The sequence below is a fragment of the Blastopirellula retiformator genome, assembly GCF_007859755.1.
In the GTDB taxonomy this organism is placed as follows: Bacteria; Planctomycetota; Planctomycetia; order Pirellulales; family Pirellulaceae; genus Blastopirellula; species Blastopirellula retiformator.
This window is the reverse complement of record NZ_SJPF01000002.1, coordinates 211,628-237,780: the sequence shown is the minus strand read 5'-3', so window position 1 is coordinate 237,780 and position 26,153 is coordinate 211,628. Positions and strand designations below refer to the sequence as shown.

General features: G+C 60.3%; 13 protein-coding genes. 1 reads left to right on the top strand and 12 read right to left on the bottom strand.

Annotated features, from left to right (window positions below):
- Nucleotides 1-2 precede the first annotated feature (2 nt).
- From Enr8_RS08355 to Enr8_RS08320, 8 genes are all read right to left on the bottom strand, one after another.
- On the bottom strand, nucleotides 3-1,484 hold the full coding sequence (locus tag Enr8_RS08355; RefSeq protein ID WP_186767521.1) for a class I adenylate-forming enzyme family protein: 1,482 nt from the start codon (nucleotides 1,482-1,484) through the stop codon (nucleotides 3-5).
- Nucleotides 1,469-2,821 carry an aspartate aminotransferase family protein gene (locus tag Enr8_RS08350; protein ID WP_186767520.1) on the bottom strand — a complete coding sequence of 451 codons (1,353 nt, stop codon included), beginning with the start codon at nucleotides 2,819-2,821 and terminating at the stop codon, nucleotides 1,469-1,471. The genes Enr8_RS08355 and Enr8_RS08350 overlap by 16 nt, the downstream gene beginning before the upstream one ends.
- A gap of 31 nt (nucleotides 2,822-2,852) precedes the next feature.
- Nucleotides 2,853-4,352 carry an SDR family oxidoreductase gene (locus Enr8_RS08345; protein ID WP_146430381.1) on the bottom strand — a complete coding sequence of 500 codons (1,500 nt, stop codon included), beginning with the start codon at nucleotides 4,350-4,352 and terminating at the stop codon, nucleotides 2,853-2,855.
- Nucleotides 4,353-4,388: 36 nt separating this feature from the next.
- Nucleotides 4,389-5,153: an SDR family oxidoreductase gene (locus Enr8_RS08340; RefSeq protein ID WP_146430378.1), complete on the bottom strand. Its 765-nt coding sequence runs from the start codon at nucleotides 5,151-5,153 to the stop codon at nucleotides 4,389-4,391.
- The gene (locus Enr8_RS08335) at nucleotides 5,150-6,313 is read right to left on the bottom strand and encodes an aromatic ring-hydroxylating oxygenase subunit alpha (RefSeq protein WP_146430376.1); all 1,164 of its coding nucleotides are present in this window, start codon (nucleotides 6,311-6,313) and stop codon (nucleotides 5,150-5,152) included. The genes Enr8_RS08340 and Enr8_RS08335 overlap by 4 nt, the downstream gene beginning before the upstream one ends.
- The gene (locus Enr8_RS08330; RefSeq protein ID WP_146430374.1) at nucleotides 6,304-7,005 is read right to left on the bottom strand and encodes a 4'-phosphopantetheinyl transferase family protein; all 702 of its coding nucleotides are present in this window, start codon (nucleotides 7,003-7,005) and stop codon (nucleotides 6,304-6,306) included. Before Enr8_RS08330 ends, Enr8_RS08335 begins: the two co-directional genes overlap by 10 nt.
- Complete coding sequence (locus tag Enr8_RS08325) at nucleotides 7,002-17,660, bottom strand: type I polyketide synthase (protein WP_146430371.1); 10,659 nt, start codon at nucleotides 17,658-17,660, stop codon at nucleotides 7,002-7,004. Before Enr8_RS08325 ends, Enr8_RS08330 begins: the two co-directional genes overlap by 4 nt.
- A 429-nt stretch (nucleotides 17,661-18,089) precedes the next feature.
- Nucleotides 18,090-18,926, bottom strand: a complete 837-nt coding sequence (locus tag Enr8_RS08320; RefSeq protein WP_146430369.1) for an MBL fold metallo-hydrolase — start codon at nucleotides 18,924-18,926, stop codon at nucleotides 18,090-18,092.
- A gap of 146 nt (nucleotides 18,927-19,072) precedes the next feature.
- On the opposite strand from Enr8_RS08320, the gene Enr8_RS08315 reads away from it, so the two are divergent.
- Complete coding sequence (locus Enr8_RS08315; RefSeq protein WP_146430367.1) at nucleotides 19,073-21,370, top strand: efflux RND transporter permease subunit; 2,298 nt, start codon at nucleotides 19,073-19,075, stop codon at nucleotides 21,368-21,370.
- 321 nt (nucleotides 21,371-21,691) lie between these two features.
- Here Enr8_RS08315 and Enr8_RS08310 read toward each other — a convergent pair whose 3' ends face one another.
- From Enr8_RS08310 to Enr8_RS08295, 4 genes are all read right to left on the bottom strand, one after another.
- Nucleotides 21,692-22,447 carry a hypothetical protein gene (locus tag Enr8_RS08310; protein WP_146430365.1) on the bottom strand — a complete coding sequence of 252 codons (756 nt, stop codon included), beginning with the start codon at nucleotides 22,445-22,447 and terminating at the stop codon, nucleotides 21,692-21,694.
- 120 nt (nucleotides 22,448-22,567) lie between these two features.
- The gene (phnX, locus tag Enr8_RS08305) at nucleotides 22,568-23,353 is read right to left on the bottom strand and encodes a phosphonoacetaldehyde hydrolase (protein ID WP_186767519.1); all 786 of its coding nucleotides are present in this window, start codon (nucleotides 23,351-23,353) and stop codon (nucleotides 22,568-22,570) included.
- A gap of 19 nt (nucleotides 23,354-23,372) precedes the next feature.
- Entirely contained in the window at nucleotides 23,373-24,578 is a 1,206-nt protein-coding gene (locus tag Enr8_RS08300) for a TIGR03364 family FAD-dependent oxidoreductase (protein ID WP_146430361.1), read from the bottom strand.
- Nucleotides 24,579-24,605: 27 nt separating this feature from the next.
- A complete protein-coding gene (locus tag Enr8_RS08295; protein ID WP_146430359.1) occupies nucleotides 24,606-25,955 on the bottom strand; it encodes a DUF5690 family protein in 1,350 nt (449 codons plus the stop codon).
- Nucleotides 25,956-26,153: the final 198 nt, after the last annotated feature.

Genomic DNA, 26,153 nt, shown 5'->3' with positions numbered 1-26,153 from the left:
GACTAAGGAAGTTGATCGCGAACGATCTTGCCGGCCGGCGAACGAGGCAACGCGTCGACCAGGGCGATCGCCTGCGGACGCTTGTAGTAGACCAGATGCTCTTCGCAGTAAGCCCGAATCGACAGTTCATCAACTCCGGGGTCGACGGCGATCGCCGCTTTGACGATCTCGGCCTGCGACGCCAGGCGACTTCCGTATACTTTTACCTCACGAACGCCCGGCATTGCGGCGATCGTTTCTTCAACCTCGCACGGCACGACCTTCAACCCCAGGACATTGATCATCTCGCCGGTTCGACCGCGCAGATGAATCACGCCGTCCGATGCGATTTTGCCCAGGTCGCCGGTTTCGAACCATCCGTCGGCATCCCACGGATGCAATATGGCGCCTTGGTCATCCAGGTAGCCGGCCATCATCGAGCTGTTTTGGATGTGGACTTTGCCGACGCCCGATTCCAGACCTTGCGCTTCGGCATCTGCCGGAGGTCGCACGCAGACCTTCACTCCGTTCATCGGCGGACCGACGCGGCCATCGACATCTTCGCCATCGGCGGTCGTGGCGACGGAAATGCCGCCAGTTTCGGTTGTGCCGTAGAGAGGACAAACGGTGACGCCCGTCTTCTTGCGGAACTGCACCGCCGAACGACGCGGCATCATCGAGCCCGCCGTCAATAGCCAACGGAGCCGACCAAAGTCGATCGCACCGCCAAACAGAAGCATGTCGATATGCGCCGGTACCATCGGCAAGACCGTCACCGGATAGTCGCGCAAGACTTCTCCCAACTTCTTGATGCTGAAGTTGGCGGTCGTCACGACGCTGGCGCCCGAGAGAAGCGGCGTCATCACCGTCAGGCCATAGCCGTAAGCGTGGCTCATCGGCGGAATGGCGAACAGACAGTCGTCTTCGCAAATCGCCATCGTCTCTGCGTAGTGCCGCGCTTCTTCCATCGCCGCAAAGCCAGGCCGTAGCGCGATCTTCGGCAAACCGGTCGAACCGGAAGTCGGATGAAGCGGCACGCCTTTCAGTTCGGGGCCGGGGACGACGCTTGGCTCGGGAAAGGCGCCCCACAGCAAATTCCAACCGGCGAGCGGCTCGAGCTGCGCCGCCGACTTCAAGACCGACGCGACTTGCGTATCGCCGCCAAAACCAACCAGCCATTTCACGCCAAACCGCTTTGAGTAGCGGGCCAGTTCGGCTGACGGCGTCATGACATGCACTAGCAGCGGCGAGGCTTCGCACGTGAGCAGCGCCGCCAGCACCGCCGGAAACAGCGGGCCATTTCCGATCGTTACCAAAACGCGATCGCCAGCAGCTAAGCCCTGCTGGCGAAACGTGCGCATGATCGCTTCTCGAGCGCGGGCGAACTCCTCCGCCGAAATGACGCGCCCCGCATCCAGGTCAACGATGCTGCCGCGATAGTTCTCGACAGCATCCAGGATGGGCGAGGCGCTCCAAATCGAATCGGAAATTACCGGACCAGACACTGGCGGGCTCCATCTTCCCATTTTTCCAGCACTTCGTCGATGTCGGCCGACGTGTGCGCGGTGGACAGGAACATCGGTTCAAATTCATTCGGATGAAAGTAAACGCCGGCACGCTGCATGTGGTGCTGGAACTGAATGTAACGCTCGAAGTCGCAGTGACGGCGAACGTCGCGATAGTTGTACAGCCCTTCGACCTCTTCCTTCGTAATCAGACCGGCCAGCAACGGGCCAAGGTGATTGACGTGGGCCGGAATGTTGAGCCGCGTGTAGATCTCTCTGATGCCGCCGGCCAATTGATCGGCAACGGCGTGCAGGTGAGCGTAGATGTTCTCTTTGTCGGCCAGGACCGTATCGAGAACCGCTTCCGCCGCCGACATCACGATCGCATTGCCCGAGAACACGCCGCCGTGGAACAGCGGGCCATCGGTGATGCAGCTCATGATTTCGGCCGAGGCGCCGAACGAACCAACCGGGTAACCGCCACCCATCGCCTTCGAGACGACCGAGATGTCGGGCGAGACCATGTAGTGCTCTTGGGCGCCGCCCGGCGAAACTCGCATACCGGTGATCACTTCGTCAAAAATCAACAAACCGCCGCGGTCATGGATCATCTCGCGAACCGACTGCAAGTAGCCTTCACGGGGCATGATCAAACCGGCGTTACCCGAGATCGGCTCCATGATGACCGCCGCGGCGTCGGCGCCATGCTCTCCCAAGCAACGTTCCAGGGCGTCGAGATCGTTCCACTGAACCGTGATCACGTCGTCCAGGGCGTCGGTCATGCCGCTGGTGCCCGGGATGGCCGGGCCGTACCCACATTCCGGCAGCATGTCGAGCGGAGCGTGGTACTTGGTGAAGACCGCTTCGCTCCAGCCGTGGTAGTGACCTTCAAACATGATCAGCTTGCGGCGACCGGTGTAGGTGCGAGCCAGGCGAATCGCCGAGGCGCACGCTTCGGTGCCCGAGTTGGCGAATCGGAGAAGTTCAATGCTGGGGAACAGCATCTTCAGCTTCTCGGCGACGCGAATCGTCACTTCGGTCGGAAAGCCAAGCTGGCTCCCTTGTTCCGAGATCTGACGATACACCGCTTCGATGACTTGCTTGGGACGATGGCCCAACAGCAGCGGCCCGTACGCCATGTTCAAGTCGATGTATTCGTTGCCGTCGACGTCCCAAAGGCGGCAGCCTTCGCCGCGGTCGGCGACCAGCGGAATGTGATACGGCAGAACCCGCATCGTGCTGCTATCGCCGCCGGCGATGCTTTTTCGGCCGCGTTCCAGCGTTTTCGCACTTATCGCCGCTCCGCTCGAATCCGTTTTGGAAATCATTCCCGTCATGGCGTTACCCCCGTTCATTGCTGTGTGTCTTTCAGTTGGCGCAGTTGTTAGTGGTGTCGGAGCAGGTCAAAGAGGCAAGATCGTGAAAACAACGAGCGAGCTGATCGGAACTTGCCGCATTTCCTGTCGTCACGAGACGACCTGACTGCAAAGCCGATTCCCAGGAGAGTTCTCCACGCGTCAGTCGCGTAAAAGTATCGCTGTTCAAATAGCAGGTCGGGCTGTCGCCGTCTTGCAGACCGGCCCCAACGCCAACCACGCGACCATGATCAACGATCATGTGCCACTGGCCGCCGCCGCTGCCGCAGATCTGCAGACTAACGTACCGTCGATCCGCGGAGTCGCCTTCTAGCCGCTTGGCGCTGTCGAGCCAAGGTTCCAAATCTTGGGCGACCGGATATTTAATTTTTGCCGAAGCCTCGCGGGGCCAGCCGAAGTTCTTCTCTAAGGCGAACGCGACCAGGCGATCCATCATCGCGTCGTCGACCGGAGGGCAGGGCAGGTAAGGAAGCGCCTGCTCGGTATGGGTCGAATCGAACGACGGGTCATCGCTCCAATACGACTGGTAGACCCACATCTGTTCGCGAAAATTCGCGGCGACGTCGTCGATCGAAATGTTCTTCGCCGCTTCGGACGCCTCTTTACCCGGCTTGGCCAAAGCCATCACCATCGAAGCGAGCGACCCCAGCATATCGGCCACCGTCGCCGGATTCGGGTTGGTAAAGTGGTAGGTTTGACCGTGCAATTCCGGTTTCCGAATGACTTCGGTCATTGCCGCCGAAACCCAATCGACCGGAACCAGGTTCTTCCGTTCCGAGCCATCCAGTTTAAGCGCGCCCAGCAGGTCGCACTGCACGAACAGGTCCCACGGCAGCGAGGTCACCAAGGCGTGAACCAGTCGCAGCGGCGTATAGAACCCGTGGTACGAGACGGTGAATCCGGTTTCGGCGTCGCCGACGATGATCGAAGGACGATGCATCGTGAGCACGTCGAGGAAATCAGCGGCGCGAACTTCTTTCTCGGCCGTCAACTTGCTCGATTCGTAGTCGTTGCTCGGCTCTTGACCGACGTCGACTTCTTCTTCACGAATCACATCGCGGCGACGGCCGCAGACGTAGGCGGTCGAAACGTGATGCAGTTGGCGAATCCCGGCATCGCGGCACAGTCCCAGGACGTTGCGCGTCCCCTGGATGTTGCTCCGCCACGGTTCGCCATCTTCTTCGTCGGCGTAAAAGGTAAGCGACGCCGCCGAGTGCACGACCGCTTCGCAGTTTTGCGCCACCCAGGCCTGATCAGCTTGCGACATGCCTAGGCCGGGTTTGGCAATGTCGCCTTCCAGGACGACGGGGCGGACGAGTGCGCGTCCCAGTTCCGTCTCCCAATAGGCCATGGCCGTTTCAATTCGCTGGGCGGCCGACTCAAAGCGCGAGCCGCGCACTACGACCGCCAGCGGAATATCCGCCAGGGTCAAATCGCGAATCAAATAGCGGCCGAGCAAGCCCGTGGCGCCAGTTAACAGGTGATACTTCATGTTAAGAAAACTAGCCCTAAGTCTCCAAGCAATCGACTAAACGTGAACCGCGGCGCCGCCATCGACGACCAGCGTTTCGCCTTGCACGAGATCCGACAGCGGCGAGGCCAAAAACAGGACCGCATCCGCGATGTCTTCGACCGACAGCATCCGATCGCCCATCATCGTCTTGTCTTTGCGATGATCGAACATCTCGCCGGCGCCCGGCAGTCGCTTGGTCGAGTCAGTTTCGACAAGGCCCGACTTGACGACGTTGACGTTAACGCCCTTGTCGCCGACTTCCAGCGTCAGGTGACGAGCCAGGCTTTCCAGGGCCGCCTTCGAGCTACCGATCAAACCATACCACGGCAAAGCCATGTCCGAGCCATGGCTGCTGATGCCGATCACCTTGGCGCGGCCTTGGCTCTTGACCAGCAGGGGCAAAGCAGCTTGCACCAGGTAGAGCAACGCCAACACGTTGGTGTGGTAGGTGTTTTCAAAGTGCTTTTCGTTAGCGGCCATCAACGGACGAAAGCCGCCGGTCGCCGCGTTGCTGACGATGATGTCAAGCTGCTGGATGTGTTCGCTGATATATTCCATCATCGATTCGACGTCGTCTTTTTGGCTGACGTCGGCTTTGACGACGAAGGAGCGGCGCCCCATCGCCCGAATCTCTTTGGCCGTTTCCATCGCGGCGGTGCGCGACGTGACGTAGTTCACGATCACGTCGGAGCCTGCTTCGGCCAGTCGCAATGCGCAAGCTCGCCCCATGCCGCGCGAACTTCCGGTAACCAAAGCGATACGTCCGGAGAGGTTAATCATGTTGCGTTTCCTGAAAATCGAATTGGAAGTACATCGCTTTCGTCGCAAAAGCCAGCCAATCCGCTCGCTTTCTCGACGTATTTCTGAAAATGGAAAATGCGTTCTTCACGCGTCGAGATCAATCCGCCCATCGGTTCATCAGGAGCGGCAATCCCTTTCTGAATCTGCACCAACACCCGGGCATCTTCCGAGCCGACCTTGGTCAAAAAGTCTCGCGCCCATTTGGTCACGAAAAACCGGTTCCATAACCGTCGCAGTTGCCCCTTCTGGCCGATATGGCACATCAGGCGAACCACCGACAATGATCGACCGGGCGAAACCGGGATTACGCACTCGACCCATCGATAGAGCGACAGTCGCGCCATCATCACGTTGGGGTAGTGCAGGATATGTTCGTACGATCCGTCCCGCGGACGGCCAACCGCGAGGTGACCAATCATGTCGAGCGTCGCCCGCACCGATCGTTCTTCACTGTAATCAACGAACATCGACGTCCAATGTTCTTGCATCGTGTGCTGGATATCTTTTTCATCCGGAAACTGGCCGAACGTCTGCGGATGCACCGTCGTGGTGTGGTAGCTCTCTAGCGCGTTCTCGACCAGGCACTTCCAGTTGGCGTCGATTGTGCGGGTCATGACGATCGCCGTATGCATCTCCGGCGTAAACCAACTCTCGTACATCTCGAACTTATCGCCCAGAAACTCTCGCAGGCTCGGGCCTTCGTCGGTCAGATTCAAAAAGACCAACTCCCCGCAGCGCTCCACGCGGAATTTTTTAAGGCCAAGCATCCCTTTTTGCAGGGGCTTGAATGTCTTCGCATCTGGAATCTTGCGGACATTGCCGGTTTCATCAAACTCCCAGCCGTGATACTGGCAGTGCAATCGCTCAGCGACCCCGCACCCCTTGCAGGTCAGCTTGGCGTAGCGGTGCGAACAGACGTTCAAAAAGCCGCAAACCTCATCTCCCTTCCGCCACAAGATGATTGGGCGATCGAAGATGTCCATCGTCAGGAACGAACCGTCTTTCGGCAGTTCGTGCATCAGGGCGACGGCATGCCACGCGGGCATCATGATGGTTTCCATCTCATTGTCGAAGATGGTTTGATCGAAATAGGCCTGCCGCGGCAGAACCTGCGGATGATGTTCCTTGCTCACAAACATGATGAAAGCTCCTGCTGGGGATAGGCGGGAGTGTCACCAGCGGCGGATTGCCAGACGGCGGTGGCGGCGCCTCGGTGCGAATGGCGCGCCCACACCGCGAGTGGAGCGAGCTGGCGGCCGAACAGCGTGCAGCGGACTTGATGGTCGCAATACGATTCGATTTCAACGCCACGGGGGTTCCAGGCCTGACCGCTTCCCTGCGACTTGAAAATCGCCTCTTTCAGTCCCCACAACAGCGACGCCGACTCGGGGCGTTCGGCAAGCCAGGCTTGTTCCCGCTCGGTAAACCAAGCGGCCGAGAACTGCCTATCTTGCGGAACGTCCCAAGCCAAATCGACGCCAATCGACGTCGCATCGGTCGTCATCCCGACCAGTACCGCGCCGCCGGCATGCGACAGCGAGATGCGGATCGAGGCCATTTGTCCATCCACCAAGACCTTTGGCGATTTGCCAAGGCCATCCGCCGAACGCGACAAGATCTCGACGCGTCTCAGCTGGCCAGCATCGCTCGAACGGGTGACCAATCGCTTGGCGATCCACCGACCGCTCAACCACTGGCGACGGCGGTCCGCATGCGTGAAGAAATCAAGTTCAGCGCGTTCCGCCTCGCTCAACCACGCGGCGGAATAGGAAATGGGGAGTTGGCCCGCATCGGCGACATAGCGCACCAGCCGCGCAAGGGCATTCATCATGCAACGCCTCCCCGGCCGAGAATGACCTTCTGATAGCCGTAGGCCTTCAGGATCACTTCGCCGTTTTCGCCCACCAACGTCAAGTCGTACAGCGCCGATTTCTCGGCGACTTCGCGACAAACGAAGTGAACGTAGCAGTTTTCTCCGTCGCTGGGCATCCGTCCCAACTCCAGACGTTCGATCTTCCGCGGCAGGGATACCGCGCCTTCGCTGTGCATGTACAACTGGCAACCGCAGGCGTACAACGCCGAATCGAGGATGCAGGAGGGGACCCGCCACCCTTCGACCCGTTCCGGCTTCGTCAAATCGGCCAGGGGCTCGGCAACAATGTGCCCCCACCCCCCATCGGCATCGCAGCTGAGCGCTTTGAGGCAACGGAACGGAGTACCGTGATAAATCGCCGCGTCTTCCGGATAGGTGACGGCGCTCCAATCGCTGGGGAACGCCGGCAGTTCGGCGGTTAGCGCCGCAGGCTCATCGGCCACTTCGATCTTCGCCTGCAGGTAGAGGCGATCTTTTTGAATCAAACCACCGCTGCGGTTACGGAAGTCGCAAGTCCAGCGGCATTCGGCCAACGTATCGCCAACCATTTTGGCTCGCGCCTGGGCGGTTGTGGCGTTGTCGGTGTGGAACGCCAATCCGTCCATCATGTCGACATCGCAGAAGGCGACCGTTTTTTTACCAGAGGCCAACTCGGCCGCTTCTCGCAGCGCTTCCAAGGTGACGACAACCGGCATCAGCGGTTTGCCTCGCAAGCGGTGGAGCGCCAGGAACGGGTCGTTGACTGGATCGAGCGGCACGTCGCCCACCAGCTCTCCCTCTTCGGTACGCGAAGCGGTAACCAGCGGAAACGAACCATCAACCGCTTCGCCGCTCCGCGGTTGGAACTCGCCGAGCGGGAACTGTTCGTTCGGGTAGAACATCGGATAGAAGTCGCCAAAGGTGTAAAGCGTTTCCGCTTTGTAGCCACCGCCGGCCAACTCTTCTTCCAACCGGCGAACGCCTTCTTCCGGCAGCATGTACTTCATCTTCATGACCGAACGCGGGCCCCACGCAAAACGCGAAAGGGTGGCGATGCCTGCGCCTTCCCACGACTCCCAGTGAATGCACAGCGTGGTGCAGTCGGGTCGAGCCGCGCGGAACCAGTCGAGCGCTTTCGACATCGAGTCGTTGCCGGCCGCGTAGTCGCTTAGCCCGTTACCGCCAAAGCGGCCGCTGATCGAACCAAAGCCAATGCAGTGGGTCAGCGGGTCGTGCTTGGTCAACGCGAACAGATGCATCAGGCCATCAAACTTGGCCCGAATCAGCTTTTCGACAAACGGACGACGCTTGTGATCGAAGCGCCCCGGTTCGATCAAGCCGGCGCCATGCATCAGCCCGGTGATCGGACCGTCGGTTTTGCGAATCTCTTGCAGCACGGCGTCGACCGCATCGCGGTCTGTGACGTCGCACTGGTGGTAGGTCGCCTGAACGCCGGCGTCGGCGAACTTCTGCAGGTTGCTGAAGATCTCGCAGTCTTTCAGGACGCGGTCCCAGGCCTGACCGGGCGAACCGCCGGCAGCGACCGCTTGGCGGGTGATCTGCGTCTTGTAGGTCTTCAGTTGGTCTTCGTCGAAGTTGCGCCATACGGCGTCAGCTAGCGGCGCCGGGCTCTTCCCGAGCAAATGTAGCTTCCAGCCATATTTCGCCGCTAGTTCGCGAGCCGCGATCGCGGTGATGCCGCGAGCGCCGCCGGTAACCGCCCAAACCCCGCCACGCGGAATGTTGGCGTCGGGTCCCATTTCCATCGTCGTGCCGATCGGGCGTACCACTCGACGCACGCCTTCGTTCCAGCTGACTTCGACTTCCGGCCCATCCCCGGCCAGCTCACGCATCATCGCGTCAAACAGTGCGGCCGGCGATTGCGATGCCGGAGTATCGATGACCTTGCAACGAGCTCCACGGGTTTCGAGCCGCGAGTCCTCGATGTGCAGCGACTTAACGAAGCCGGCGACGCCGCCTCCGTCTGGCATCTGCACAGTCGACTCAAAGCCGAAGTCGCCGCCAAGCGAAACCGCCGCGACCAAGTCGCCGGTACCCGCTTCTGGGAACTTCAGGTTTCGCTTGTACCAATTTTGCGCGATGAAGTAGGGGAAGATGATCCCTTCGTGACGACGACGATCGATTTCGGCCGCCGACAGCGGATCGCTACCAGCAGCGTCACGCCCCGTCATCAGGAAGAGTCGCTGCGCCGGCTTTTCGGGATGTAGCGAATCGAGCCAGGCCAACGTCTCGTCCAAATCGGCGCGAGCGCTAAAGCGATAAACTTCGACGCCGGCTTGGGTCAGCCGTTGTTCCAATTCAACCGCATCGGCGTTTTCGCCTAAGATCCAGGTCGGACCGGCAAAGGTCGGCGACGCCGGAGTTGCGGCGCCCAGCGGAGCGTCGATCAGTTTCAGTTCGCAACGTTCGGTACGGAGTTCAACCGAGGCGTCGGCCGGCGCGAGCGGTTCGCTCGAAGCGGTTTCCGCCGGCTTCTCGGGCGCGGCGGTCGGCGCTTCGGCGCGACTCTCGGCCAAAATGCCCAACCCGTCGGCGAAGCGTTGCCAGTGACGACGTTCGGTGATCAGGATCTCGTGACGCGGCACATCGGCTTCGATTTCGCGAATCAGATGGCCGATCCCTTCCGCCAACGGCATCAACTTCAGGGCGCTCTTGTCGTTGAGCACGCTCTTCGTTTCGGGGCGAGCGGCCATGCCGACTTCGTCCCAACCATGCCAATGGAAGCCGACGCTGCGAACCCACGGTCGTTGACGACGATAGGCGCCCATCAGCTTGCAGAGGAGATCGCTCGCCATGCAATAGTCGGCCTGGCCAAAACTGCCCAGACGACCGGCGATCGAACCGAAACCGATGAAGTGGCGAATCGGATCGCTTTGCGTGAGCGAAGCGAGATGCACAATACCGCCATCCTTGATGCCGAGCGTCGCCTGCACCACGTCGCGGCGTTTCTTTTCCATGCGGCACGACTTGTCGATACCGGCGCCATGCAGGATGCCGGAGATCGGACCATCGACGCGGCGAATTTCGTCCAGCACTTGGGCGACCGCGTCGCGGCTCGAAACGTCGCAAGCGTGATAGGTGGCCGAGACGCCGTTGTCGACGAACGCATGCAGCGACTTGTCGATCTCTAGACTCTTCTGAACGCGCTGCCAAGCCTGCGGAGCCTGTTGCCCCGCTTGGCGTGCCGCGATCATCGTGTCGGCCTTCAGCTTGTTGAGGCCCGCCTCGTCGAGCTCTCGCCAAGCGGGATCAATCGCCGGCAGTTCGCTGGAGCCAATCAGGTGCAGCTTCAAGCCATACCGTTTGCCAAGTTCCAAAGCACAGGCCGCCGTGATGCCGCGAGCGCCGCCGGTAACGACCCACACGCCTTGCGGCAGTTCCGCCGACGGGCAGTCTTCGCCCGGTCGATCCATCGCGAAAGGAACGCGACGCACGCCGCCGGAGTAGGAGACCTCGTAATCTTGGTTGCCCGAAGCCAGTTCGGTCATGATGTCGCTGGCGATTTGACGTGGGGCGTCTTGCAGGCAGGTATCGAACGCCTTGGCGCGGGGACCTTTTCCGCCCCGCATGACGGTGTATTCGATAAACACCGCCTTCATCAGACCAGTCAAGGCGCCACCTTCGACAGCCGTCGCGCCGCGACCAAAGCCGAAGTCGCCTCCCAGAGCGGTTACCGCCACGACGGTCGTTTTCTCCAGCCAGCCCGCCTTGTCGGCGATCGACAGCCATTTTTGGGCGACGAACAGGGGCGTTTCCATTGCAGTCGTCTGGACCGCTTCCCAGGTCGCCGGGGCGCCCAGTTGCAGATGCTTCCGCTCATCGCGAGCAGTCGTCATGAACAAGTGAGGCGCGGGGCCAGCCGCACAGATCGCTTCGACCTGCGCGACGGCGTTCTCTAGATCAGCGGCGTCGGCGATTTGATACGCCGTGACGCCTTGCTGTTGCAACTGTTCAATCAAAGCGGCGGCAGTCTCGCCGCTTCCGAGAACAATTGCCGCTCCTTCAAAGACCGGCTGATTGGGCGCGGTCGACGGAAGGGGCGATTCGCACATTTCCAGTTCAAAGCGAGCCGTCACGTTCGCCGGAGCGAGGGGAGTCGCTTCGCCGCAAGTCGGCGTCGCCGGCGACGAAACCTCGCTGCCGTCGAACAGACCGCCCAACGAGTAACTGTCGATGGCCCGCGAAAGGGGCGCGCTCTTCAGCGATAGCTGTCCGCCGCCAAAGTCGAACAGGAACGCCAACAAGTCTCCTTCAGCCGATAGCAGCAGGTTGGTCACGTCGCTGGCGGAAAACTCGCCTTGATCCGCGGACGCGCCACCGGCCAACGCCAGCTGACGATTGCCGCAGTGCACCGACGCTTGATCGCTAATGATTTGTCGGTCGTCGCCGCCAGCCTGAATGCTGGAGAGTCGACCGGTAGATAGTTCGCCCAAGACCACGCTGCCCTGTTCGCTGAGCGACAGATCGATCGCCGCTTCCAGGCTTGCGCTCTTTTGCACCACGGCTGCCGAAGCGTTTTCACCACCAAAGGTGACGCCGGCCGCATTGACGCCCCCCAAAATCAACGCCGTGCCGATCGGCGCCACAACGACGCACGAGAGGCCGGAAGTCGGCTTGCGGAGGAAAGCGGTTAGGCGAATCGTCTCCCGCATCGGATTGATCGCTGGCGAGTCAATCTGCGCGGCATGGACCAGCGAGCCGTTATTGGCGGCCGCTTGCTCCATCGCCGACAGCGTTTCGGCCACGGCGAAGTGATGGGCCAACACATTGCTCAGGGGAGCTTCAATCGCGTCGGCAATCCCCGCCAATTCGTCCCATTGATCGGGCGAAAGCGTTTGGAGCGCGTCGGTCGATTGGGCCGAGCCGGGAAGCTCGTCAATCGACTCGCCGACGTACTCCGCATAGGTGCGGAGTACGCGACGAATCTCGTCCCGATATTGGCTACCATGACGCCGCCCCATCTCGTACGGCGTACCGTCGAGCACGAGCGGCGCCGCGGCGCCAGAGTCCAAAGTCTTACCAGAGAGTTCCGCAGGAGCGCTAGTCGCAACGCTCACCGCGGCCGGCGCATCTTCTTTAGTTTCCAGAGCCGGCGCCGGAGCGGCCAGGGAAAAAGATGCTGGTTCCTCGGTGGTCGCCGAAGCGTTGCCCGAGAGGAAGTTCAAAACGTGACGCAGAGTCGGGAAGTCGTCCAACGACAGGTCGGTCGCCGACGTGCTGATCTCGAAGTACTCCTGCAGTTCGCCGAACAGCTGCGCCTTCTTGATGCTATCGATGCCCAAGTCAGCTTCCATGTCGGCGTCCAGATCGACCACTTCCGGCGGATAACCGGTTTGCTCGACCACGAAGTTGATCAGGAACTTTTCGAGTTCCTCGGTGCTGGCGCCGCCAGTCGCGGGCGCTTCTGTCACCGGAGCTGGCATCACCGGAGCTGGCGGAGTCACCGGAGCCGGAACAGCGGCGACCGGTTGGCTTTCGCTAGCCTGGCCATTGGCCGAGAGGAAGTTCAGGACGTGACGCAAGGTCGGGAAGTCGTCCAGCGACAGGTCGGTCGCCGACGTGCTGATCTCGAAGTACTCCTGCAGTTCGCCGAACAATTGCGCCTTCTTGATGCTGTCGATGCCCAAGTCGGCTTCCATGTCGGCGTCCAGATCGACCACTTCCGGCGGATAACCGGTTTGCTCAACCACGAAGTTGACCAGGAACTTCTCGAGTTCGGCCGTGCTGGCGCTACTGGAAGCGGCGGCGGCAGGCTGCGCGGGAGCAGCCGGTTGCGGCGCAGCGACCGGAGCCGGCGGAGCAACCGCGGCCGGCGCGGGAGCGACCGGAGCAGCAGCCGGCGTCGGTGCGGCGGCCGGAGCCGACGAGGCGCCTTGTCCGCTGGCGTTCAGGAAGTTCATGACGTGACGCAGGGTCGGGAAGTCGTCCAGCGACAAGTCGGTCGCCGACGTGCTGATCTCGAAGTACTCCTGCAGTTCGCCGAACAATTGCGCCTTCTTGATGCTATCGATGCCCAAGTCGGCTTCCATGTCGGCGTCCAGATCGACCACTTCCGGCGGATAGCCGGTCTGTTCGACCACGAAGTTGACCAGGAATTTCTCCAGGTCGACCCCGTCGCTTTTGTTGACCGCCGCCACAGGCGCAGGGGGAGCAGGTTGCGGCGCCGGCGCCACCGGAGGCGCGGGAGCAACCGCGGGCGCCGCCGCAAACGTCGGTCTCGGAACAGTTGGCGCTGCGACCGGGGCGGGCGCGGGAGACGCGGCGGCCGGCGGAGCCGGAGCCGGCGGCGCTGCTGCAGGCGCGGGAGCCTGGGCAGAACCTCGCATCTTCGCGCGTCGACGCTCGGTAGCGTCAAAGTGCGGAATATCGTCCATCAGGTTCTTCTCGTTGGTGCTAATCGGACTACGGGACGAAGCGACAGGCTGCGGCTTAGCGGGCGCGCGGTCGGTCGAAGAAGACATCGTACGGGAGACGGCGGCGATAGCGATAGCGGCCGGCTGCGGCACGCTTGCGACTTCGGCGCCAACTCCCAGGCATTCCAGCAACGCTTCGACGTTCAAGATCGGCTCAATACCGCCGCGCTTGGGGTTGTCGGAAGCGATCACTGTCGCATCGCCAGAGAGGATCCGGCGATTTAGCTTGGTAAGCGTTTGCTGCGGCCCGACCTCGACGAAAATCGTCGGCGTTTCGAGCGCAAGTTGTTCGATCAGCGGCGCGTATTTGACCGGCGTGGTCAGCTGCACTCCCAGATTGCGACGGATCCGCGCCGGATCGTCGATCAAGCTGTTGTCGACGGTACTGATGAACGGCGTTTGCGGCGCCTTCAGTTCGGCCGTTTCGAGCGCCTGCTGCAACATCCGGCTCGAACCAGCCATCAGCGGCGTGTGGAACGCCGCCGGAACCGCCAAGATGCGGGCCGGGTACGACTTGGCCGAGAGTTCCTTCGCCAGTTGCTCCAGCGCCGTCAACTTGGCGCCGATGACCGTTTGGTCGGGCGCGTTGTAGTTGGCCAGGTAGGCCTGAACGCCACTGGCGGTAATGATCGACTTGATTTCTTCCGGCGGGGCGGTGGTCGCCAACAGACCAGCGTTGTTCAGTGAGGTGGCGTTCACGCCATCGCAACGAGCGCGGGTCATGCGAATCACGGCGTCCAGATTCCAAACGCCGGCGGCATATAGCGCCGGGAACTCGCCATAGCTGTGACCAAGTACCACGTCCGGCTTCAGTCCGCGATCGCTAAGCGCCGCCAGGCAGATCAGATCGGCCAGCAACATGGCGATCTGCGTCTTCCAGACGTCGGCGCCCAGTTGCGTCGGCCTGTTCCAGGCCAGTTCGGCAAAGGTCGGATAGCCCAGGCGTCGCATCGCGGCGTCGGCGTCGGCCATCATCTTGGCGGCGGCCGACGACTGAGCGACCAGATCGCGCAACATTCCCTCGTATTGCGAACCTTGTCCAGGGAACAGGAACGCGATGCGCGGCTTGGTCGCGAGCGGTTCGCGGCAGAAGATCCCCTGTTGTTCCAAGACTTGACGCGACGCGGAATTGCCCAGCTGCGGCGACGCCATCGCCAGCTTTTTGGCCAGCGCTTCGGCGCTGTCAGCCACAATCGCCAGGCGAATTTTATCGGTCGGCGAAAACTTGATTGATTCCGCCGCTTGATACAGTTGGACCGGCTCGGCGGCGGCGACTTGCGTCTGCAGCTCCGCTAGCGAAGCGGCGCCAAAGCGAACGATCTTCGCGGCCGGAGTCGGTTTGGCGACGGCCGGCGCCTGCTTCTTCGGCTTCGGCGGAGCGGGAACGCCATCGTCCAGAATCAGGAAGAAGGCTTGTCCCTTCGACCAGTTGGCGACGCCACCCAGTCCGCGACCGGTCAACTTGACGTTCAGCGAGGCGGTTTGCACGCTCGACGACGAACCGTTGAACGCGGCGGTCGGTTGGTGCAGTTGTCGCGCGGCGGCGACTTCATGATTTTGGGCTTCGAGCGCCGCCTTCAGCACAGCGATCAACGAGCTGCCGCCTCCCATGCTGCCAAACTGCGCGGTGGCCGAGCTCAACTGGAGCGGCTCTTCCCGTTCTGGCGAGGCGTGTTCGTGCGCGAGGGTCGCTAGGGCCTGTGTGACGCTCGCATGGTTCTCATCCGTTTCGACGTCAACAAATTGAATTTCACTCGGTGCGATGCTGGCCATTTCGGCGGCACGCTGAACCGCCAATCGCATCGCTTCGGCTGGCGAATCATGCGTGGCGGCGCCTAGACCGCGAATCACAGCGCGAACGCGATCACCATCGCGGCGGGCATCGGCCAGACGCTTCAGCACGACCACCGCGGCGCCTTCGCTCGGCACGATGCCGTTATAGCCAGCGTCGAGGACGTTCTTCGGCGCCCCTTCGCGATGCAGGTGGCCTGACTCGGCCAGACCTTGATACATCGTCTGCCCCATCCGGCGTTGACCGGCGACGCAGATCATCATGTCGTTGTCGCCCGAGAGCAGCGAATCGATGCAGAGCGCGATACCCGACATGCCGGAGGTCGTCCCGCTGTCGATCGCGACGGCGCCGCCGTTCAGATCAAGCGTCTTGCTGATTCGCGAGGCGAGCGTGCTGCTGGTAAAGCTTCCGGTTTCGTCGACCAGGGCCGGCCATTTCTTCAGCAGCACGTCCGCGAAGTTCTTGTTGATCGCTTCGATCTTCTCGGCCGACAGACCTCGCTTGGTGAGCATCCCAGTCAGCTTGTGCTGCATTTCGGGGAGACGAAGGCCCATTTCCAACTGGTCGCCAAAGTCGCCGCCGAATTCGGTGCCGATCACAACGCCGCAAAGCTCACGTTCGATCGAGGTGCGATCGTAGCCGGCGTCGGCCAAAGCTTGTTCGCTGGCGTCGAGGAACATGAACTGCAGCGGATCGGCTTCATTGACCTGCTTGGGCGGCACCTTGTGCTTCCGCCAGTCATAGGCGTAGTCGTTGATGAAACCGCCCAGGACCTTGATGCCTTTGGCTTCCGCTTTCTGGCGGGCCAAACTCGACCAGCGTTCTTCCGACGGTTCGCCCTTCGGGTCGGTCCCTTTCTGCAGCACGTCCCAGAACTGATTGATTTCGCTGGCGCCAGGCGCGATGCAGCCCATGCCGATAATCGCTACGGCGCGATCGTCGGCCGATTCGGCCACCGGGCGCGGTCCGCCGGTGATCTGTTCGGCGGTTTGACCGACGTACTCGTCGATCACCACGTGCATGTTCAAGCCGCCGATGCCAAACGCATTGACCGCCGCGGTGCGCGGACCGCCATCGGTCTGGGCCGGCCAGGCCGCCGGTTGCATCGGCACGAAGAACGGAGACTCATCCCACGGCACCTTCGTATTCAACTGCTTAATGTTGATCGCCCGAGGGAACTGCTGATGCTGCATGCAGAGAATCGTCTTGATCATCCCCGCGATGCCGGCCGCTTCTAGCGCATGGCCGATGTTGGCCTTGGCGCTGGTGATCGGAATCTTCTTCCCAACGGGGAACTTCGGCTCTAAGACCTCGCGGAGCGTTTCCATTTCAGTCGCGTCGCCCAGTTGGGTCGCGGTCGCATGGCATTCAAGATATTGCAGTCGCGAGACGTCGACGCCGCTGCGATAGGCGCGGCGCATCGCCCGCATTTGTCCTTCTTTACGGGGCGCCCACAGGCTCTTCCCTTTGCCGTCGGTCGCTACCCCCATACCGCGGACGACCGCTTGAATGTTATCTCCATCGGCGATCGCGCGATCCAGCGTCTTCATCACCAGCGCGACGTAACCTTCCGACATGATCAGACCGTCCGCATTCGCATCGAACGGGCAGCTGTCATTCTTGGTCAAGGTTTGCGCGGCGGAGAACAGGACCAGTGAGTCCGACTTGCAGTCCGAAGCGCCGCCGACCACCACCATGTCGGCCCGACCACGCTGCAGCGCTCGGGCGCCCATCAACATCGCGTGTAGCGACGAAGCGCAAGCCGAGTTAAGCGCCAACCACGAGCCGGTCAGTCCGAACGCTCGTGCGACCGTTCCGGAAACCATGTTGCAATTGAGATTGCGGATGCTTTGGCCGCCGTCCGGTATCGACGCGGTCAACTCTTGCAGCAACTGCTGCTCGACTTCTTGCCGCTGCGCCGGGGGCAAGTCCTGGAACTCGGGCGTCGCTTCCAGCAGGGCGACCGCTTCGTCGAGATAGGCCTGAAACGTCAGTTCGCCTAGTCGCGAACTTCCCTGAGCGTGACCAATGAAGACCGAACAATTTCGATCCTTCAAGTTGAACGGATCGTAGCCCGCGTGACGAAACGCTTCGGCGGCGGTTTCGGTCATCAACAAGTGAGTGTTGTCGACCGAATCAATCAGGTCTTGCGGCAGGGGACAACGTTCACGATTGAACGTGCGATCAGCCAGCGTCGCCGCCTTGGTGGAGTACGTCTTGCCTCGAACGCCTTTTTCAGGATTGTAGTAGATCTCACGATTCAGGCGATCCGCGGGGACTTCGCCGACGGCGGACCGACCTTCCGAGATCAGTTGCCAATATTCATTCAAATTGGCGGCGCCAGGCAGACGGCACGCCATGCCGACAATCGCTACCGGGATATCGGTTCGATCAGTCGAAATCGTCATGTTTTCTAATCCTGATTCGTTCAATCGCCAGCCGCAGCTTCACATTGGGACCGCTGGCAGACTTTGGCAATTCACGTTGACTTGCGCACCCGTCGTGGTCGCGAAGTGTTGGGCGAATATCGAAGTTGAGAGTTCGATTGGGAGGGGGTTTGTGTAGTGGCTTTCCCAGGTGTTTACCGCAATGAACTACCCATGATTACACAAGATGGGGTAAATGCAACATTCTGATAGAATACGGCGGCCCATTTTTCGCTACCTATGGGCTATTCGACCGCATCCCCCCTGGGCAACACAGTCACTACAATCGCGAAGGGCAATCTGCACCACCTAATCGAACCCAAGGCGGTATTTTAAATCTCTCTCAGAAACGCTGCTTGAGCGGCGATCACTTCGCTAGCAATCGAGAGATTCTCAAAAACTTTCGAGATTCTACTGAAGTTCTACCGCCGCAAATTCGCGTCTGGGATGTCGCTCGATCCGACTGATCGGGTTGTAACAATCATGATTCCAGACAACCCAATATCCGCGGTCAGCCGCATGGCCAAACAGTTCCAACTTCACCCGCCGAGACTGGGGAAGGTCGAGATCATACGAAGTGCACCACATCCGGCGAATGTGCGCAACCGTCGGAGCAACATCCCCCAAAAAGACTAGCCCTTGTCCATTGGACGTAATCTCAACCGCCTGGTGACCGAGCGTATGTCCGCCGGTTAGAATCGTCCGCACTCCAGGGATGATCTCATGCGAGCCGTCGACTAGCATCAATCGGCCTTCGCTGGCCAAGGGCAAATAGTCGTCATCTTGGTAGCCGCCAGAGACCTCGAGCGCCCCCGACGTCGCATCGGTCCATTCCTGCCGCTGCACGTAATAGGTCGCCTTTGGGAAGGTCGACTTCATCTGACCATCGATCCGCGACGTCGCTCCCCCCGCGTGATCCCAGTGCAAATGGCTCAGAATGACGACGTCGACATCCTCCGGCGCAATTCCGAGCCGGGCCAGGTCGGTCAGCAGCGGCCATCCCGGTTCCAGGCTATACGATTTGCGGTCGAGCGGCGAAAGCTTGTCGCCATGCCCAGCGTCGATCAACACGGTATGCGTTTGATTTCGCGCCACGACGCAGTGCATCCCAAGCGGGACTCTGTTTTGCGGATCGGCAGGCGTCATCTTTTCCCAGATCGCTTTTGGCACGACGCCATACAAGATTCCGCCGTCATGCAGAAACCTGCCGCCAGAGACCAAATCAACTCGCCAATCGCCAATCTGCATGAGTAGGGGCCGCCAGTGGAGTGAAGGAAGTTCTTGATTACGATAGTTTTATCCTATTTGCCGCCCGGCCGATCTGTTACGCTCATTCGACAAATTGTGCATTACTCTCTCTGATTCGTCGCTGAAGACCAATTTCGCAAACAGACATGTCGTCCTCCTCTCCACGCGCCTGGCAAGATCGCTACGGCTGGCTGATCCTCGCTCTCTGTCTTCTGGCGACCCCCGTTTTGACTTACGGCGCCAAGGGAGCGTTCGACAGCATCAAGAATCGCGTCGAGGATTGGCTGCCCGAAACGTTTGAAGAGACCCAGCGGCTGAAGTGGTTCAACGAGCAGTTCGGTACCGACGAGCTGTTGATGATCAGTTGGGACGGCTGCACGCTGGATGATCCTCGGCTTGAACAGTACAAAGCGGAGCTGGCGAAACCGGGCTCAGCGGACGATGCCAAAGCGCCTTGGTTTGGCGACATCGTCACCGGCAAAGACGCGCTGCAGTCGCTGACCGCCGATCCACTCGAACTCGCAAGCGATGAAGCCTTGGCCCGCATGCAAGGCTGGTTGATCGGACCGGACAACTCGCAAACCTGCCTGGTGGCGATCGTGTCGAAAAAGGGAGAAGGGGATCGCGCTGGGGCGATTGACTACGCCTATCGCTGCGCCGATCAGGTCGAAGGCCTGGAGTCTGAGAACATGATCATCGCAGGACCGACCAGCGACGGAGTCGCCGTCGACGCCGCCAGTAAGGACTCGCTTGATCTGATCAATGCCGGCTCGTTTCTCGTCTGCATCGTAATCATGTACATCGGCTTTCGCAGCATGCGGGCGACGATGATCGTCTTCCTGATCGCGATCTTCTGCGAACAGCTCAGCATGTCGATCATGTACTTCAGCGGCCAGGCGATCGACTCGGTTTTGACGTTGGTTGCGAACCTGACGTACGTGCTCAGCATTTCGTCCGGCGTCCACCTGGTGAACTACTATCGCGAGTCGCTCGCTGATCGTTCGCCAAGAGAATCGGTCGCTTGGGCGCTGCGCGCGGCCCTGGTCCCTTGCTTGCTATCAGCCTGCACGACCTCGATCGGCATGCTGTCGTTGATGGTCAGTCAGATTCGGCCGGTCACCAACTTCGGGATGTACGCGGCGGCTTCGATCGCTGCGGGAGCGGTTGTGTTGTTACTGCTGGCCCCGGCGGCGCTTTACAAGTTTCCGGTCGATCCCAAGAGCTGGCGCGATCCGAACCATGGGCCACGCTGGCTGCATCTGTTTTGGGAAAGGTTATCGATCGGCGTCGATAAGGCTCGCTGGGCAATTTTTCTCGGCTCCTTGGTGATAATTGGGTTTTGCTTGATGGGCGTCGCTCGCATCGAAACTTCGGCGCAGATGCATGATCTCTTTTGGCCCGAAGCCCGGATCATCCGCGACTATGATTGGCTCGAAAACAAAGTCGGTCCGCTCGTGCCGGTCGAGGTCGTCCTGCGCATGCCGACCAAGATCGATGACGAAGAGAACGGGCTGAAGCTGGACGAAGAGTTCTACATTCTGGACAAGGCGCAAAAAGCGATCGCCGAGGTCGAGGGGATCGGCGCGTCAATGTCGGCCGCAACGTTCGCCCCCGAGTTTCCTGATCCAAAGCAACGCGGCTTTATTGCCGCCGCCCGCCGCGCTTCGTTCCGCAAAGTCCTGGAAGGGCGACTCGATGAATACGTTGAGATGCACTATCTGAGCATGGCGGAGCAGGGGGATCATCTGTGGCGAATCAGCGCTCGCGTCTCCGCGGCCGATCGCCTGGACTATGGCGACCTAATGGCTCGCGTGAAACAGAGCGTCGACGCGACCCTTGCCGAACATCCCGAAATCGAACCAATCTACTCCGGCTCGGTCCCGTTGGTCTTCAAGGCGCAGACCGAGATGCTCAATGACTTGATCAAGAGCTTCGGCCTGGCCTTCGTCATGATTGCCCTGATCATGATCATCCTGCTTCGCAACGTCCTGACTGGTTTTTTCAGCATGGCGCCGAACGTCTTGCCGACTCTGATCGCCTTCGGCACGATGGGTTGGCTGGGGCTATCGGTCGAGGTTGGATCGCTACTGACCGCCAGCGCCGCGCTCGGCATCGCCGTGGACGATTCGCTGCACTTTATCAGTTGGTTCAATCGCGGAATCGCCGCCGGGTCAACTCGCCGCGAAGCGACTCGCTTGGCCTACGAACATTGCGGCGCTGCGATGACGCAGACGTCGCTGATCTGCTCGTTCGGCCTGCTTGTCTTTGGCCTCAGTTCCTTCGCGCCGATCTCGCGATTCGCCTGGATGATGTTCTCGCTGCTACTGATCGCGCTGCTGTGCGACCTATTTGTGCTACCGGCGATCTTGCTCTGTTTTTCGCGAGAAAAGAAGACGAACGAAAACGCAGCGGGTGTAGCGCCGGCGTCTCCCTCCGAATCGTAAGCGCGGCAATTAGAGCGTTTTTCTGATAGCTGTAGCGTTTCTGGCGTTGGTGAGGCAAGCTGGTCAAGGCGACCGAAGCAGGCGAATCCTCAAGATTCGTCGATGCAGGTCAACGCCGACCAGCGCGGCCGCAACCAGCCAGAACGCTAACTGCCTGTTGAAAAATGCCCTCGTGGCATTTTTCAACCTCGCCAGGCTCAGAGCATAGCTCTTCGCGGCTCGCAAAATGACGACTTACGTCGTTATTTTGGGATCGCATCCGTGCGATCACGCAGTCCGTCGAGAAAATCAACGGACTGCTAAAGATTGAAGAAAACCGCTCTAGGTCGTCGCGTACAAATGGGGAAAGCTGCAATCCGAGGTTTGTTGAAGATAGCGAATCGATTGTCGCATCGCCCCGATCACGTCTCCGCGCAAGTGCGACGCCCAGCGCGGCCGCGACTCGCCACGCGACAGAGCATAGATCGCCAGCGCGTAACCATACGCATTCAGGCTGAGCGTTGATTCGCGACTCATGCGCCACCACGAAGCGTGTCCCGTTCGCTCGACTCCCTCTTTGAGAGACTCGTTCGCCGTAAAGATTCCCAGTCCCAAATAGACGGTCAACAATTCGGCGATCACGACGATGGTTCCTTGCTCCTCCCGCAGCTGAAAGTCGTCGGTCAGCACGACGAACGCGATCTCCATCGCCAGAGATGCGACCAGCAGCAAGGGATCGTCGAGGACCGACTTTTCGATCCAAACTTCAATTCGGCGATCGAGCGGACGGTTCTCGTCCAACGTCGCCTGCCAATTGTCCACCGAACGGATCGCGTCGTCCCTGCAGTAGAAATGAATGACCACGCGGTCAGGCTCCACTTCCATATATCGCGCAACGCGACACTTCAGGTCCTCCACCTCTGCGGTCGTCCTGTCGTAAGTTGCCGGAAAAAACTCTGTCGTCGGCAGAATTGTCGTGGTCGTTCGCAAGCGTTCGATTCCCTGAACGCCCGCCAGATAAGAAAACCCCTCTTCAATCGTCCGCCGCTGCTCTGGGGTGACAGGACAACTGACCGGAGCGAACAACCAACCGAACATACGCCAGCTTCCTGCTGAAAGCGAAATAAAAAGAGGGACGAAAGCGTCTCAAGCATATCGCCCCTCGGTCGGCTGTCAATATTTCCAGACGCAAAGAACCGCCGGCGGAAAGCGTTCTGTCTAGGGACGCTCTCCAGCGGCCAATTTCTCGTCGATCTTGGTCAGCACGTCCGGAAGGTCGGCCACGCTGCGGATGAAGAAGTGCGGCTTAACCTGCTGAAAGCGGCCTTCGATCGCCGTGCGACGCTCCTTCTTTTCGGCGTCCGAGAGCGATTCGTACTCTACCAGCGTCAGGCCCATTTCATTGCCGGAGTCGGTCACCGCCACGGTCCACGCCCCGGCGGCGTGACCGGCCGCGATGCCAACCGGCGTATCGTCCACTTTCGCCACGCACGCCATAGGATAGACATCGGTCCGCTGCGCGAGTTCAAAAATCATCCACGGGGCGGGGCGGCCTTCGCGAACCTCGTCCGAACAGATCGCGGCGTCGGGCGAATAGCCTTGCCGGGCAGCCGCCGGCGTGACGACGCTCATCAGTTCGCGGGTATAACCGGTCGTGCCGCCGATGGCGATCTCGCGGCGACGCAACGTCTCGACCAATTCGACGACGCCGGGAATCAGATCGCAGTGATCGGACAAGACCTCCTTTTGCAGCGGCAGGAACTCGCTGTATAGCGCATCGACGTCGGCGTCGGTTGGCACTTCCCCGAACCGATCGATCCAAGCCTGATTCACCTCTGGCATCGCGATCACCGCGGCGATGTGCGCCCGCTTCGCCAGGCCCATCGGCTCGCGGGCTTGCCGCGCCGTGATCTCCAATCCCTTCTGCTGAAACACGCGGCGAAATACGCTCGCCGGCGCACAGCAACCAAAGTCGATAACCGTACCGGCCCAATCGAAAACCACCGCTCGAATTCCTAGCTCGTTACCCGACACTGGCCATCTCTCCTAGCTTGGCGCCAAGCGTTTTGTCGCCCAGCAATCGATTGATCACTTCCTCGCCGACTCCCATCGACAACGTCATGCCCGCTCCGCCAACGCCGTTGACGATCGTCACGCCTGGCTGCGGCTGTTCCATAACAATCGGCTTTTTGTCGCTCTTCGCATAGTACCCATGCCACCGCTGCTGGATCGTCCAATCGGGCAGCCGGATGATCTTGTGCAGTTCGCGTAACATTAGCGATTCGACTTCGGCCAGATCAAATGGCTCAATCTCGTCGCCATAGTGATGCGAGTCTCCGAGCACGACTTCGCCTTCGTCCGTTTGCGAAGCCATCACATGAATGCCGTATTGGTCCAGTTCCGGCGTTTCTTTCGCGACCCGATCGCACAGGGCCGGCAAAGCTTCGCAACTACGGAACGCTTCGTAGTGCCGTAGCGTTAGGCCGCCCGCCAAATGGGGACCGATTTGAAACTTGGTTTGCTGGGCCGTTCGCAACATCTGCAACTTGCAGTTGTAGAGCCCCGCCTGTCGATGCGTTTGCGGAAAGAGATTGGCGAAGTCGGCGCCGCTGCAAACAATCGTGTGCTTGGCCCGCCAGCGACGACCGTCGGCCGCTTCCAACTGGCCATCGCCGACGCGAATTACGGTCGTCGAAAATTCGAACTTCACATCGAAACCGTCAATCAGAAAACTGGGGACCGCCGCGACGGCAACGCGTGGATTGACGCGCACTTCCGAACCGCTCCACAGTGCGCCAATCAAGCCATCGTCGTTGGCGGCTGGCGTTTTTTTATGGACCTGACCGGGCGAGATCAAGGCGGTTCCAAAGGCTTCTCCCTGCTTCGCTTGAAACTCCTCCAGCACGGCCCATTCGTCATCGCGAAACGCCAGGTGCAACGAGCCGCATTCATGGATCGGAATGCCGGCCTTCTGCGCCAGTTCGAGCCACAAGCCGCGACTTTGCATCGCGGTCGACCAGAGCCCCGCTTGCGTCTGACCAACCGGCCAAATCATTCCAAAATTACGGATTGACGCCCCGCTGCCAAACGAACGACGTTCGAGCACCAGCACCCTCAGTCCTCGCTCGGCTGCGCGCCAGGCATGCGCCAGCCCGAGGATGCCCGCCCCCACAATCGCCAAGTCGTATTGCTCGCCGCCTCCGTTCTGTCTTGAGAGTTCTGCGTTCACTGTCCTTCTTTCGATCGTTGGAAATGATTAAACGACTTGCGTCGCCTGCGCGTCGTCGACCGCCGACGTCTCGTCTGGCCCAGAGTCAACGACTGCGCTGCTCCCCGCGGAGGAGGGCAAGCGCAAAAAGAAATAGCCGCTGGTAACAAGCGAGACGACGCCAACCGCCGCCAACACCCAAGAAAAATTGACGAAGAAATCGATCTGCGTCGTCTTGGGCGCCAGCACGTCTTTGTAGAGCAGCACCAAGATCGAGCCGACGTAGCCGAACGAATCGGCGATGTAGATGCCGAAGACCGCGGTGCCGACCGATCGCGTGCAGGCCAGCAGACGCTCGAACAACACGGCGTTGTAAGGGACATAGGCCAGGTAACCTCCCAACCCAATCATGATCATCCAGCTGAGTCCATCCAGCTGACCGAACAGATACCCGACCGTCGTCAGTCCAACCACCAGGGCGCCGGCGATCATCGTCCCAAAAATCGCCCACAGGCTAGTCCGATGGTTCTTGATCAAGATCAACGCCGCCAATAACCCAGTCACAATGAACGCGGTCGGCGCTTCGACGGCCGTAAAGATCCCCGGGACCTCGCTATAGCCAAGTTCGTCTAACAGCTCTTTGCTGAAGTTGTCGCGAAAGTCGCGAAACGCGGCGAGCACCGCGTAGAAGACGAAGAGCGGGACCAGGCCGATCCAGAAGTTCCGCAAGAAGAGCGTCCGTTCATCACGCCGCATCGACTTCCGCTCGGTCCGTTGCTCGCGATCTCCCAAACTCGGTTCCGGCAGGCGTTCTAGCAGCCAGACCGCGAACAGGAACGGGATGAAGAACGAAGCTCCCGTGATGGCCGGCATCCAGAACGGATCGACGCCAACGCGGAGCCACGCTTTGCCAGCATCCTTGACAATGCCGGTGGAAATAATAAACGAGCAACAGAGCGCCGCCAATAAAAAGTCAGACGACTTGCGCCCTTCCAGATAGCGGACGACGAGCCCCCAGATCATTCCGAGGGGAAGGCCGTTGAAGAAAATCGCCGCCACCTTCCAGTCGCCCGGCACGGCCCCAAACGCCACCAGCGCCAACTCGGCCCAGAGGATCAACCCAACCAACCAAAAGGCCCGGCGCTCGCGCGTCACCTCCGAGCAAAACTTCACGCCGACAAACTTCGACAACGCGTAGCCCAATACCTGGCTGATCACCAGCGCCGACTTCAGCTTGAGTGCGCCCCCCAAAAAGAAGATGCCTTCGTAGTCGTTCGCCGTAAGAGGTTTGCGAAACGCGTACATGCAGAAATAGGCGGCAAACGCGATCGCGGCCGCCGCCAAACTGCCGCGCCAATGCAGGGCGCTCGAATTTTCGGCGGTATCGGTTGAATTCATAGCCGCTAACGACATCCCTCCAAACAGGCGGTTTCGATCTCCGCCAATCGCGACGGCATGCGGGCTGAGGTCGCATTTCCCTGCACGATCTTCCGCACCATCGTAGCGAACCACGCCGCCGAGCCCCATGACAATATGCGCATTTTCATTGACAATATGCACACAGCGTTTACGCTCTCGTAACAAGCGCGGCTCCAC